This is a genomic window from Dorea longicatena, from assembly GCF_025150085.1.
Classification (GTDB): domain Bacteria; phylum Bacillota; class Clostridia; order Lachnospirales; family Lachnospiraceae; genus Dorea_A; species Dorea_A longicatena.
In genome coordinates this window covers 135,123-148,457 of record NZ_CP102280.1, presented here as the reverse complement: position 1 = coordinate 148,457, position 13,335 = coordinate 135,123, and the positions used below count along the sequence as shown (strand labels likewise).

Annotated in this window: 10 protein-coding genes, 2 tRNA genes and 3 pseudogenes; 2 read left to right on the top strand and 13 right to left on the bottom strand. The window is 44.2% G+C overall.

What is annotated here, in order from left to right:
- The first annotated feature begins 48 nt into the window (after nucleotides 1-48).
- Nucleotides 49-567 carry a flavodoxin family protein BilS gene (bilS, locus tag NQ508_RS00715; protein WP_006427711.1) on the top strand — a complete coding sequence of 173 codons (519 nt, stop codon included), beginning with the start codon at nucleotides 49-51 and terminating at the stop codon, nucleotides 565-567.
- A 93-nt stretch (nucleotides 568-660) separates the two neighbouring features.
- Here the strand turns inward: bilS and NQ508_RS00710 are convergent.
- The 6 genes from NQ508_RS00710 to NQ508_RS00685 form a co-directional block, all read right to left on the bottom strand.
- Nucleotides 661-731 (bottom strand) — tRNA-Cys (locus tag NQ508_RS00710).
- 3 nt (nucleotides 732-734) lie between these two features.
- Nucleotides 735-806: transfer RNA gene (locus NQ508_RS00705), tRNA-Glu, on the bottom strand.
- 284 nt (nucleotides 807-1,090) lie between these two features.
- A complete protein-coding gene (gap, locus tag NQ508_RS00700) occupies nucleotides 1,091-2,113 on the bottom strand; it encodes a type I glyceraldehyde-3-phosphate dehydrogenase (protein WP_006427712.1) in 1,023 nt (340 codons plus the stop codon).
- Between the two features lie 224 nt (nucleotides 2,114-2,337).
- Nucleotides 2,338-3,660: an MFS transporter gene (locus NQ508_RS00695; protein WP_161159515.1), complete on the bottom strand. Its 1,323-nt coding sequence runs from the start codon at nucleotides 3,658-3,660 to the stop codon at nucleotides 2,338-2,340.
- 13 nt (nucleotides 3,661-3,673) lie between these two features.
- Entirely contained in the window at nucleotides 3,674-5,041 is a 1,368-nt protein-coding gene (locus tag NQ508_RS00690; RefSeq protein ID WP_006427714.1) for an MFS transporter, read from the bottom strand.
- A gap of 27 nt (nucleotides 5,042-5,068) precedes the next feature.
- Nucleotides 5,069-6,328 carry a glycoside hydrolase family 27 protein gene (locus tag NQ508_RS00685; protein ID WP_006427715.1) on the bottom strand — a complete coding sequence of 420 codons (1,260 nt, stop codon included), beginning with the start codon at nucleotides 6,326-6,328 and terminating at the stop codon, nucleotides 5,069-5,071.
- 270 nt (nucleotides 6,329-6,598) lie between these two features.
- Here NQ508_RS00685 and NQ508_RS14335 point away from each other — a divergent pair.
- Nucleotides 6,599-6,763, top strand: a pseudogene (locus NQ508_RS14335) (AraC family ligand binding domain-containing protein); the annotation flags it as partial.
- Between the two features lie 53 nt (nucleotides 6,764-6,816).
- Here the strand turns inward: NQ508_RS14335 and NQ508_RS00680 are convergent.
- From NQ508_RS00680 to NQ508_RS00650, 7 genes and pseudogenes are all read right to left on the bottom strand, one after another.
- On the bottom strand, nucleotides 6,817-8,673 hold the full coding sequence (locus NQ508_RS00680; RefSeq protein ID WP_001820670.1) for a recombinase family protein: 1,857 nt from the start codon (nucleotides 8,671-8,673) through the stop codon (nucleotides 6,817-6,819).
- Between the two features lie 54 nt (nucleotides 8,674-8,727).
- Entirely contained in the window at nucleotides 8,728-8,919 is a 192-nt protein-coding gene (locus NQ508_RS00675) for a hypothetical protein (RefSeq protein ID WP_001820669.1), read from the bottom strand.
- 71 nt (nucleotides 8,920-8,990) lie between these two features.
- Nucleotides 8,991-9,221, bottom strand: coding sequence for a YdbC family protein (locus NQ508_RS00670; RefSeq protein WP_001206986.1), 231 nt, complete (start codon nucleotides 9,219-9,221; stop codon nucleotides 8,991-8,993).
- Nucleotides 9,222-9,266: 45 nt separating this feature from the next.
- Nucleotides 9,267-10,121, bottom strand: coding sequence for a ParB/RepB/Spo0J family partition protein (locus tag NQ508_RS00665; protein ID WP_000743700.1), 855 nt, complete (start codon nucleotides 10,119-10,121; stop codon nucleotides 9,267-9,269).
- Between the two features lie 8 nt (nucleotides 10,122-10,129).
- Nucleotides 10,130-11,095: a MobV family relaxase gene (gene mobV, locus NQ508_RS00660; RefSeq protein WP_001820668.1), complete on the bottom strand. Its 966-nt coding sequence runs from the start codon at nucleotides 11,093-11,095 to the stop codon at nucleotides 10,130-10,132.
- Between the two features lie 517 nt (nucleotides 11,096-11,612).
- Nucleotides 11,613-12,645 (bottom strand): annotated as a pseudogene (locus NQ508_RS00655) (AAA family ATPase).
- Nucleotides 12,646-12,799: 154 nt separating this feature from the next.
- Nucleotides 12,800-13,274, bottom strand: a pseudogene (locus NQ508_RS00650) (RNA polymerase sigma factor).
- Nucleotides 13,275-13,335: the final 61 nt, after the last annotated feature.

Below are 13,335 nucleotides of genomic sequence, written 5' to 3'. Positions count from 1 at the left end.
TGTACAATAAATTGTGACCATCAGCAAACGCAAAAAGGAGGAATTCTTATGTTAGATTATCTTGTTTTATATCAGAGTGAATCCGGTAATACAAAGAAAATTGCTGCATCTATCTTCTCGCGCCTTCCCGGCAATTCCAAAGATCTGATCGATATCGATACAGATAAGACAATTCCGGAAGCCAATGTCTACTTCATCGGATTCTGCGTGCACCGCGGAAGCTGCAGTATGGAGGTCAGTGACTTCTTAAGTGACTTAAGCGGCAAACAGATCGCTTTATTCGGAACTTGCGGAATGGGGGATTCCCCGGAATATTATAAGGATATTGCCGGACGCGTCAGTGCCTGGATCGAAGCAGACAACGATTATCTTGGATATTTTATCTGTCAGGGAAAGATGCCGCAGAAGGTACGTATGAAGTATGAATCCATGAGAACTGACGAGAATAACGACCAGATCGACCGTTTTATCCAGAATTTCGATCTTGCACTTACTCATCCGGATGATCTGGATGTGGAGCATGCAAAAGTATTCGTCGATCATATGTTAAAGAAGATTCAATTATAATGAAATAATATACGAGAGGCTGCCACCGGCAGCTTTTCTTGTATTCTTTAATAAAAACACCCGGAAATAAATATTCCGGGTGTTTTTTATAAGAGGCGCCAACCAGATTTGAACTGGTGATAGAGGTGTTGCAGACCTTTGCCTTACCACTTGGCTATGGCGCCATATGACTCCAACGGGAATCGAACCCGTGTTACCGCCGTGAAAGGGCGATGTCTTAACCGCTTGACCATGGAGCCGTATATTTATTTGTCATTGTGTTTTTCACACGACCGAGATTTAATATATCATAAACTCGGTTGTTTGGCAAGTGTTTTTTTGAATTTTCTGAAAAATTTTTATTTTTCAGATTTTTTCTTATCTTTTGCGGACAGCAAAAGCTTTACCTGCTTTTCTGTCCGCATCTCGTCCGGTTCATAATCGTAATAACGAATCCATATGTCCCTTACAGAAGTGTATGATATAAAATCAAACGTATTACATCAGAATCAGATCTTATATGCCCCTGTCGTCATCTTAATTATTAGCGATTGTGATCTATCCTGTCCATATGCTCAATCAGCCGGAATATCTGACTTGTATATCCCCATTCATTGTCATAGAAGCAGATGACCTTGAAAAAGTGAGAATTCACTTGAATCCCCTGCCTTGCATCAAAGATCGATGCATGTGAATCTCCGATAAAATCTGAAGATACCACTTCATCCTCTACATAATCCAGGATACCGGACAAATATGTCTCAGAGGCCTCCCGGACCTTTTTGCAGATCTCATCATATGATGCCGGCTTCTTTAACGCTACATTCAGATCAACAATTGATACATCTGAAGTTGGAACCCTGTAAGAAATACCACTCATCTTATCCTTTAAAGCCGGAATGACAAGCGAGATTGCTTTTGCGGCTCCCGTTGTAGATGGAATCAGGTTACCAAATGCCGAACGTCCGGTTCTCCAGTCTTTCTGGGAACGGCTGTCCACAACCTTTTGTTTTGCAGTTGCAGCATGAATCGTTGACATCAACCCATATTCGATTCCATAATTATCTTCCAGAACTTTACAGATTGGTGCAAGACAATTCGTAGTACATGATGCATTCGATACAACCGGCATATCCGATGTATATTTGTCATGATTAATTCCCATGATAAATGTCGGTGTATCCCCGTCTTTTGCCGGTGCTGAGATAATAACTTTCTTCGCACCGCCTTCTAAATGGGCTTTTGCCTTTTCCGTTGTACAGTATGCACCTGTTGCATCAATAATATACTCTGCACCACATGCTCCCCATGGAATCAATGCCGCATCTGATTCTGAAAATACAGGAATCTTCTGTCCTTCAATGATCAGTCCATTCTCATATGTATCCAGTTCTCCCTGAAAACGTCCAAATGTAGAATCATACCGGATCATATACTTCATATAACCCAGGTCTGCATTCCGTACATTGATTCCGCATACTTTAAAAGTGTCTGGTTGATTAATGGCGATACGGAGTGCTACACGTCCAATGCGTCCAAATCCGTTAATGCCGATTGAAATTGCCATGTTACAATTACCTCCTATAAGACATACTTGTCTGCCGGTTATCCTGTTCCGGTCTCTGTTGTTAGAGGGGCACTGTTTTTTGGCTCTTTCTGATTCTTTTTGTACTCTGTTGTCAATGTAACATAGGACGATATAAAATGCAACACGTCCAAAAGTAATTAAAATATTAACGATTTTTTACATCTGATCAGCTTTCTCGACGAATCCCCATTCCAACTGGTTTTTCATTTCAATTCTGCCAGCACCTGATCATATTCCTTGTCCAGATGATATGCCAACATACAAATTGCAATTAATCCCCATGCCAATATCACTCCGTAAATATACAAATTTTTAATCATTGCGACAGCTTCCACTGTCTCTGTAACACTTCCGGTAAATCCGGATAGCTGCATCAGTTGACCGATTGCCCATCCGGCCACACCGCCACCAAATTTTTGCCCGACTGTAAAGGTTGAAAATATCAACGCATGCACACGGATTCCTGTTTTCCAATGGCCATAATTAATCACATCCGCCAACATGGTGAACGTAAGTCCGTTAATCGGAGCTTCTCCGAGTCCCCGCAGAATGGAAGCCACTAAAACTAATTTTATATTTTCCGGATTAATCATCAAAATAACTTGAGCAGCAATACATATGATAGCTCCTCCCAGGACCAGATTACGCTTTCCGAATTTCTTAATCAATGGTGCCATACAGATAATCCCAAGAATCCACGGAATTTTCTCACACGTCTGCATGACTCCCATAATTTCCGCATTTCCAAGCACATACTGCGCATAATAAGTAGATACTGTTCCATTGACATTCTGATATAAAGCAAGTGCCATTACCATCAAGAACATAATAATAAAATATTTATTCTGTAAAGCTGCTTTCAGGCGAACCAGGAACGGAAGATTTTCCGCTTCTGCTGCCGCTTTCGTGTGAAAACGTTCCTTTGTTCCTAAAAAGGTCCACATTAGCATTCCAAACGCAATAATTCCATATACCGCCGTTACTATAATCCATGCCCTCTGATCTCCACCAAGAAAGTTAATCAGTGGCAGTGATAAGGCGGTTACAATCATGTTGCTGACAGGCGACATAGACATTCTGAAAATATTTAATTTAGCCAGATCCTCTTCATCATTTGTCATCAACGGCGCCATTGCCGAATATGGAAGATTTAATGCCGTGTAGACAACTGTCGTACACAAATTATAAGTAACAAAGATATAGATTGCCTGTACCATTTTGCCCGCATGCGATGGGACTGCAAATAGTGCCGTAGCTGAAACCGCATACGGCGCGGCCATCCACAGAATCCACGCTCTTGCTTTTCCATGTCTGGAATTAATCTTATCCATCAATTGGGCAATCAAAAGATCTGAGACACCGTCAAACACTCTAGATACCAGCAGGATCGTACCTACTACTCCTGCTGATACTCCGATTACATTTGTATAAAAATATACGATAAGACCAGATGTGAGTGCATATACTACATTACACGCAACATCTCCCATACCATAAGCTATTTTTTCTGATATGCTTGTCTTCATATACATTCCCCACTTATTTTCCGTTCCGCTTATTTAAATCCTCAATGATTTGCGGATACATTTTATCAAGTTTGTAAAATTTTAACAATATAATATTCAATACTCCAACAACAAACGGAACTGCGATAAACAACAGTTTAATTGCAAGTACTGCAGATCCTGCCTGTGTATCAGCAAATGAAAGTGTTCCATCATATTTACTGAAGTTGAGTACCCATCCGATGACTGCCGTAACAATACCTGCCGCAATTGTTCCTACAAATCCCTGCATACTGAATGTCAGACCTTCGACACGAATTTTCGTTTTCCATTCTCCATATTCAACTGCATCACTTACCATTGCAGAAGACACTGCAAGCAGGAAGCAATATCCCACGCCACGCATAGCAGCTGTGATTATCAGTACTGTTGTATTTTCTGTAAATGGTAAAAGTATCACATAGCTGACACAGATAATCATCCATCCAAACATCGTAGTCTTTCCTTTTCCATACTTCTTCACAACCAGATGTACAAAGAAAAAGGTTGCAATTGCAGGAACGATATAAGCCGTATTCAATATGCTGATCATACTGCTATTATGAAGAATCGCTTTACTATAATATGTGTTTACCGTACTGATGGCCTGAAAGAAGATATTGATACAAATGGATATCACCATCAGCATGTGCCAGTATTTGTTTTTCAACACTGCTTTTACTCCGTCAACAACACGAATCTTTTCTGTCTTCGTCTCTTCATTTTCATGAATTCTCTCTTTACATCCTGCAAAACATAAAAAGAACAGAATTGCTGCAATAACTCCAAATATTCCATATACGATACTCCACGCTTTCTTTTCCCCCACATACTCTGTCATAAAGTTTATCAATGGGAGTGTTCCTGCTGTAACAAGGAGACTTGCAATCTGTGCAAACAACTGACGAAAGATATTTAACAATGTTCTCTGATACTGGTCTTTGGTCATCATTGTAGCCATAGATCCATATGGAATATTAATCAGAGAATAAACACTCATCATCGCATTATATGCAATAAATACATAGATAATCTGATACAGCTTTGCTACATCCGGAACTGCAAAAATTGCAAATGTTACGATTCCAAATGGAACTGCAAACCATAAAAGCCAAGGCCTTGCCTTTCCATATTTAGAATGTGTATTGTCAATCAACCATCCTGTAAGTAACGCAACAACTGCGTTGATCACCCTGGCAATGAGAAAAATGACTCCAATCGTTGCCGCATTGATATTTACCACGTCTGTATAATAGAACATCAGGAATGTTCCCGTAGATGCCCAGATAATATTACTTGCCGCATCACCACAGCCATAGGCCATCTTCTCTTTCAGACCAAGTTTCTTCCCTATTGTGTCCATCACTTCATTCCTCCTATCTAACGTTCATCATATTCTTTTCATCTGATACAGTACACAGCCATGGTTTTCTACTTCTTCTGTTCCTTCTGTTACCTTTTTTCCTGACCAGATTTCTTTTGCATCTTTTCGAAGATATCGCTCTGTCAATTTACCTGGAATTTCTTTCTTTTCATCTGATACGTTAAAGATTGCAATATATGTACTTTCCTTATTTTCACCGGACCAGACGATCCATTCATCATCTCTGTACTCCTGTCTCTGTCCTTCCAGCGTGCGATGCATTTCATTTACCTCTGTATTCGTCAGCAGTGAAAGAGTCCAGGCATCCAGATCAGCCAGTTCCCCGCCATACATTAGTGGCGACTGGAAGATAGACCATAATGTAATCATTGTCTTTTGTTCCGGTTTCGTAAAGCAAGTCATACGGTCTGCCTTTCCACGCTCACCGGAACGGATTCCAATATGTCCAAGCGGAAGCATATCGCAATCAGGCCAGTTTCCTTTACGGATAAATGGCGACCAATAATTACAACGATCGAACATATCATAGAGCAATTCCCACTCATCCCAGAAATCGTCTGTAAGTCTCCACATATTGGCATTCTTTTGGAGAAAGCTTCCATCCTGAAGTCTTGCCGGTCCCGGTGAAAGGGAAAGTACAATCTCCCGTCCCGTTTTATCAATGGCCTTTCGAATACCTTCAATCTCTTTTCTATGAGAATCTCTGTAAATCGTTGAATATGCAATGTCATCTACCTTAATGAAATCAACTCCCCATGAAGCATACAGTTCCATAAGAGAATCATAATATAACTGTCCTTCCGGAATTGACATATCCACTCCATACATATCTGAATTCCATGGACAAATGCTGTTAACAGCAATCTGATCTGCTGTTTTGTCCGTACCTTTGATATGCATTCTTCCGTGAACAGCCTGTCTTGGTATTCCTCTCAAAATATGAATACCGAATTTCAAGCCAAGTTTATGTACATACTCCGCAAGTGGCGCAAATCCTGCCCCATCTGCCGAACTTGGAAAGCGATTTTCGGCCGGAAGTACACGACTGTATTCATCCATTTTCAAATCTGCGAATTTACGATATGCTGCAGACTCAGCCCCCGGCTCATACCATTGAATATCTACGACAACATAGTCCCATCCATATACTTTAAGCTTTTCTGCCATAATATCTGCATTTCTTTTTACTTCCTCTTCTGTGACAGACGCTCCATACACGTCCCAACTATTCCATCCTTTCGGTGGTGTTTTTGCAAATTCTAACATATCTTTTCCCTTACCTTTCTATATTATTTTCGGGTGCACAAAATACAGGTCACTTTTTGCAAACTGACTTTTTTTCTCATAACTATAGCTTTTTCTTTTTCTGTGATTTTGAATCGATTCGTTTCGTGTCTGATTTTTTAGATTATTTTTGTCTTTTCTTTCTCTTGTCTACATTGATATCATATACTATAATCTTATTATCATGTTAGTCACTTTTGTTGGGTAATTTATAAATTTTGTCTGATATTCACATCGCTGAAAGGAGTTTATATGGAAATAGAAAAATTAAATCTATACAGAGACACCAACTGGAATGATATAAAACTTCGTTTCTGTGGTCACTCAGAATGCCTTCCACTTCATTCCTATGGCCCTGGAACAAGACCTTATTATCTTATGCATTTCGTTCTTTCCGGTAAAGGGCGCCTTGTAGTAAATAAAACAGAATATCAGATTACAGAAAATCAACTCTTTTTGGTCGAACCAGATCAGTCGGTCATTTTTTGCGGACAGTTCATACATGCTATCCTTTTCTGTTCTCTGCTCCTGCGTTTGCTCTCGTTTGATTTCTCCCTCCGTATCTTCTTGGCACAAGCAGGACAATACCTTGATGCACCAGAGCCCGGGACATATTCAACGCCGCACACCGTACAATTTTTAGCGGGCATTGCTGCCCACCGTTTTGTAGGTATGATATGTAATTCATCGACAAAGCCGATGAATTTATAGTAAATCTTGATTTCCTGCTTCACTGTTCCGTCTGCCATCTTCTCACGCTCCGAAACAAGTATCTTGTCTATGAGTGCGTTTATAACTGTTGCATCCAGTTCTTTTAAGCCTTGATAATTTCGGATAAGGGCGAGGAAGTCACGGATTCCCCGTGATTTCTCGTAGCTTTCATTAAGAGTTTCCGTCACCTCTTTCAGCCTTGCTTCAATTTCAAGCTGCTCTTTCTGGTATTTCCCCGACATCATCTCAAAATTCCGCTCGGTAATACGCTCCATGACCTTATCCTCGTAGAGAGAGGAAAACAGCCTGTCCAGTTCCGCAAGGCGTTTGTTCAGCTTCTTACGTTCTTTCTCTAATGCTTTCGCCCTGCTCTGGTCTGTTTCCGTGAGCCGCTTTTCTATGGCCCTGACCGCCTTTTCATCATTCACTGCCATATCCGCAAAACAGTTGATGTCGGCAAGAACGGCATTGAATAAATCCCTTGCTTCTATATTGTGGGCACTACACTCGCTTCTTCCGTTTCTTGCATAATTATTACATGAATACTGTACACAGTCGATAATCTCTGGGCGTTTCCTCCTGTGTACGTTCATTGCCCGCAGAGCACATCCGCAGTCCACACACTTGATAACGCCTGCAAAAATATTTACAAATCCTCCCTTGTTCTGTGGAAGCCTACGACTTGTAATAAGCTGTTGGACAATATCAAATTCCTCCTGCGTGACTATTCCCTCATGGGTATTGGGTATCACTTCCCATTCTTCGGGCAGCTTAGAGGGGCGTTTCTTGCTTTTCATATTGGCGGCAATCCGTTTGTAGCCTACAAGATTTCCCGCATATATCGGGCTTCTTAAAATGCTCCTCACGCTGTTCCCACTCCAAATATAGCGTTTGTCCTCGTTCCCCTCAAAATGACGTTCAAAGCCTGTTTCGCCACGCTCCGCCGCATAAGCGGCAGGGCGTAGGATATGCTGTTTATTAAGATGTCTGCAAATTTTGGCAACTCCATTCCCTTTTAATGCAAGGTCGAATATCTCTTTTACAACATGTGCCACTTTATCATCTATCAGCAGATGGTTGTGGTCGGCAGGGTCTTTGATATAGCCATAAGGGGCGGTAGTTCCCATGAATTTCCCCTGTTGAAACCTCGCCCGATATGCCGATTTTATCTTAACAGATATGTCAGCGGCATACATTTCGTTTAAAATGTTGCGGAAAGGCGTGATGTCCATAGCAGATTTATTCAAGGTATCTACGCCGTCATTGACCGCTATATACCTCACGTTATGCTCTGGGAAGAAAACTTCCAGATATAACCCACAATCAAGATAGTTTCTCCCCAGACGGGATAAATCTTTCGTAATCACGCAGTTTATCAGACCGCTTTCAATGTCTTTTATCATATTCTGGAAACTTGGTCTTTGGAAATTTGTACCAGAATAACCATCGTCCACATACGTTTTTGCTATGTGCCATCCCTGCTTTTTCACATAATCCGTGAGGATGGATTTCTGTGTCGCAATGCTCGCACTCTCGTTATCCGTACCATCGTCTTTAGATAAGCGGCAATAAATGCCGACTAAATAGATTTTCTTTTCTTCTTTGATTCCTGCCATACTGTAAAACCTCCGTATCTGTCCTATCTGTTTTCATGTCCCATTGCGTACATTCTAAGCGGACAGCCCCTCATTGTCGAAGGTGTCGCCCTCGGCAATCTTCTTCCGAATATCCTCGGAGATAATCGGGACAAACGCTTCTGTAACGGTCTGTGTGCCGACATATTCACGGCTGATTATCATCTGCACTGGTGCTTTTGGCACGATACGCTTTCTCTTTTTATCTGCTTTCTTATCCTCGCCCATACTTAAATCTTCCTTTCCAGACAGGGCAGGGAAGAGTTTGGAAATGTCCCCGCCCTGCCAATCAGATACCATTAATCCTCGCTGTTTAATTCTTTCTGTAATGCTTTAAGGAGTGCCGCCGCTTCATCAGCGTTCAGCGTGATTCCCTTGCCGCACTTTTCACGGTTCGGGGAAAAGCTGCGGATGTCATACTTCGGCTCTTTCCCATTCCATGAAATGAGATTGATTTCCTTTGTGTAGCCACTGTCGCCCGTAGACAATACTGCGATTTCCTTTACGATTTCATACTGGATTTCTCTCATTCTCCATACCTCAACTCTCTGTATTTACTTCCCGAAAAAAGAAGATTAGCGGCTGTCACGGTTGCGTTTCCTCTGCAACTCACGCTCCAAAAGTTTGATGATGGTTTCCTCCATCTGCTTCGGCGTTGTGTTCTTCGGAAAGTATTTTTTCAGCTTGCTTGTGTTGATTTTCAAGGTTTCTTTCTGGTTGCCCTTTTCCTCCGTCATAATCGCAAATATCGTATCCATGTCAAGCCGCCCGCTCTGGCTTAACTGTTTCATCCGCTGTGCCTGTGAGAGTGAGGGCGTTGCTTCTTCGCTCTCCATCGTGGCAAAGAGGTTTTCCTGCTCGTCTTTCTTCAAGAAGGACAGTTCCACCGCAGGCGTGAGGGCGATTTTCCCCTCGTCCACCATCTGCAAAATCGGCGGTATCAGTTCCGTCAGGCGGATAAAACGCTGCACGGTCATCCTGCCCACGCCGAAGCCCTGTGCCACCTTGTCGTCCGTCCGCAACTTCGTCACAACTTGTGACGAGGTTAAGTCTGTGCGGAAACCCTGCCGCTTCATGGCTTCGGATTTCATCTTGTAAGCAAACGCCCGCTCCGATGGCAGGATATTCTCACGCTGCAAATTGCTGTCTACAAGGGTGATGATGGCTCGGTCACGGTCTAAGGGCAGGACAAACGCAGGCACGGTATTTATCCCTGCAAGTTCAGAAGCACGGACACGCCGCTGTCCTGCAATCACTTCATAACCGTCCCCGTCCTCTTTCGGGCGTGTGATTATCGGCGTGACAATGCCAAATTCCTTGATGCTTTCCGCTAACTCTGACAGTGTTTCATCTTCTGCCACATGAAACGGATTGTCGGGGAACGGGTACAAGTCTTTGGTCTTTAACACCTTAAAATCCTGTTTCTTCATTCACATATCTACCTTTCTTTCGCTCTGCTTCTATGATTTTTCTGCAATTCTTCCAACACTTCGGGCGGTATTTTTGACAGCAGCCGCCCCATCTGCTCGTTGGTTCTCTGCAATTCAAATATCTTCTGATTCGCTTTCTGCACCTTTAGTTCCTGCTCGTACTTTTCATCACGCATACGCCCCGCATAGTCTGATTCCTGCCCAATTCTCTCTTTCAAACTGTCGATATACGCCTGCTGTTTCCCGATTTCCTTAGAGAATTTCTCCACGTCTGGCAGCCATGCAGAGAGTAAATCTAACGCTTTATCCCTTTTCTTCCCTGCGTTAAAGGCGTTGATGTCGGATAGGGCAGACACGATTTCTTCATACTGTTTATCAAGCCTGCCGCCTAATTTATAGAGCCATGTGGGGACGTGTTTCCGCTTGGTTTCCATTGAGGACTGCCCCCGTTCAAGCTGATTCCACCGTGAGGACATCCGCTCATGGTAGGCGGTCTGCCACTCGGATAATGATTTCTGGTTGCCTAAGATAGCTTTCGCTGACAGCTTATTGTCTGGCGTAATCGGCACAAAGCAGAGGTGCATATGGGGCGTTCTCTCGTCCATATGGACGACAGCGGAGAGGATATTCTGCTTTCCAACACGCTCCGAAATGAAGTCAAGAGCCGTCTGGAAATACGCTTTTTGTTCTTCGGGCGGTAACTGGTTCATAAATTCTGGTGAAGCTGTGATGAGCGTTTCCACCATCATCACGCTGTCTTTCCTTGTCCTGCACCCCGCTTCGGCTACCATGCGGTTAATCTCTTTCTTGTAGGTGTACTTTGGTGGTGCTATGAGATGGTAATTGTTTTTAGAGCGTTCCATATCTATATCTGGGTTGCTTTTGTAGGCTTCTTTCTTCCGCTCGTTGTGGCGTTCACAAGCCGCAACGCCGCCCGCTTTTCGTTTCTGGAAACGCAGGATTGCATAAGGCATAGGCGGATTCCTCCTTTCTTTCGGCGGGTGACCGTCCTTTGGGGTGACAGCGGTGACGGTGGTGACAGCAGTTTTGGGATACCCCCTGCCGACTGCCGCAACTGTCACCCTCACCCCCTGCATGACGGTCATGTCGATGATGACGGTGTTTTTGGGATACCCCCCTCGCAAGAGCCGTCACCGTCATGCCGCCATTCTTTTATCCGAAGCCGTAAGGCGTAGGATAGCAGGGCACAGCCCTGCCTTAAGGGAGTCCAGAGGGAACGTCTGGCACACGACTTTGCAGGGCAAAGTGTAGTGTGTTACACCCTGTAAACGCAGTCGGAAAAATCGGAATGATTTTTCTGACCGCAGGGGTGGTTTTACACGACCGAAAAGGGCGAGTAAATCTCACGCCTGCATTTTGCGTTTACGGGGTGTTCTCCCGTAGGGATGACAGCGGCAGGGTATCCTAAAATCACTGTCACCACCGTCACTGCTGTCACCCGCAGGGCAGAGCCGCCAGCTTTACATGGCTTTAAGCGTCAATGACAGTAACAGGGGGGTATCCTAATATCGCTGTCACCACCATCACCGCTGTCACCCGCCCTCCTTGCAAGGGCAATCCGCCTGCCGTCTTTCCTGCGGCTGTACTGGTAGCAGATACGGTTCTCGCTTAAAAATGTGGTGCGGTATTCATTCAGCCATTTCGTAATCACCGTGGGTATGGTTTCCGTTTCCCCCATAGCGGCTAACAGTTCCGTTGCCGTGCCTATCCATTCTTCCTTATCCCTCATAAAATCCACCAACCGAAAAAGGACATCTGGTATCGTTTCTTTCGCAAGCTGCTCCTGCGTTTTCCGCTCCACAAGCTCCCAACGGCAATCACGGAAACGCAGCGTGTATTCCTGATAAGGCGTGTCCCTGCCCGTCACATACAGCTTGGCGGTGTCAGACGCACGTTTCTCCTTTTCCAGAACAAAGGTAGCGTCCGCACTCCCCGTTAATCCTGTCGTCCCAGACACCTTGTTGAACACGTCGCTGTCATTCTGCTTTCGGATGTGGTGTACGACAATGACCGCCAGAGAGTGCCTGTCGGCAAAGTCTTTGATGAGGGAGATGTCCCCATAGTCGCTTGCATAGGCATTGTCTTTTGAAGCTGTACGGACTTTCTGCAAGGTATCAATGACAATGAGCCTGCTGTCTGGGTAATCTTTCAGATAATCTTCAAGCTGCACGATAAGACCGTCTGACAGCTTGCAGCTTGCCACGGCAAAGTGGAGCCGCCCGCTTGCTTCGTCCGTCAAACGAAATAACCTGTCCTGTATGCGGCAGAACGTGTCCTCAAGGCAGAGGTAAAGCACATCGCCCTCCATTGTCGGCATATCCCATAAAGGGATTCCCTGCGACACGCATAAGCATAGCTTCAGCATGAGCCAGCTTTTGCCTATCTTCTGTGAGCCGCAGAACAGCGATAAGCCTGTCGGGATAAGGCTGTCCACCACAAAGGATGGTTTCTCAAGCGGTTCATAAAGGAGCGTTTCGGCGTTGACTGTCTGTAACTTCTGCATGGCTTTCCTCCTTTCGGGCGGTGTCTTTGTTTTCGTTGCACATAGGCGTTGACCTCCTTAAAAATAGATTTACTCCCACGGAAAAAAGTGAGAGTATGTAATGCCGCCAATCCCACACAAATAAAAAACAGATTTCTTTTTCGGGCGGTGTCGGTCACGGTTGGAGATATTTCTTCAATTTCCGCCTTTACTTTCTCCTTTGCAATCGCAACAGATTTCTGTATTGCCGAAGCGGTGCAATGCTCCATAGCGGCGATTTGGTAAAAATTGAACTCATACTCGTAGTAGAGCAGGAAACGCCGCCTTTGTATCTCTGGAAGGCTCCCAACCGCCTTATAGAGCGTTTCATTCCGTTCTTCCTCAACCATGCGTTCATCAAGGCTCTTAGGCACACGCAACGCCCGTCTGTAAAGGGTTTCGTCCCATACCTCGTTAAACTCCCTGTGCCGCTCGTCCCATTAGAAAAGATTCCTGTTCCTGCGCTCCATCTGCCGAAACTCCATAAAGAACTGTTCCGACACTTCCAACTCGTGGGATTTGCCCTGCCCGTCCTTAAAGCTGATAAAATACCTTGTGCCGCTTTCCGTGGATTCCTCCCGAAGCGTGTATGCCTTAACCCTGTATGCCATCCTGTTGTCCTCCTGCAAAAAATGAGTGAGGGGATTTCCATCCCTCACCCAGTAGCCCGCA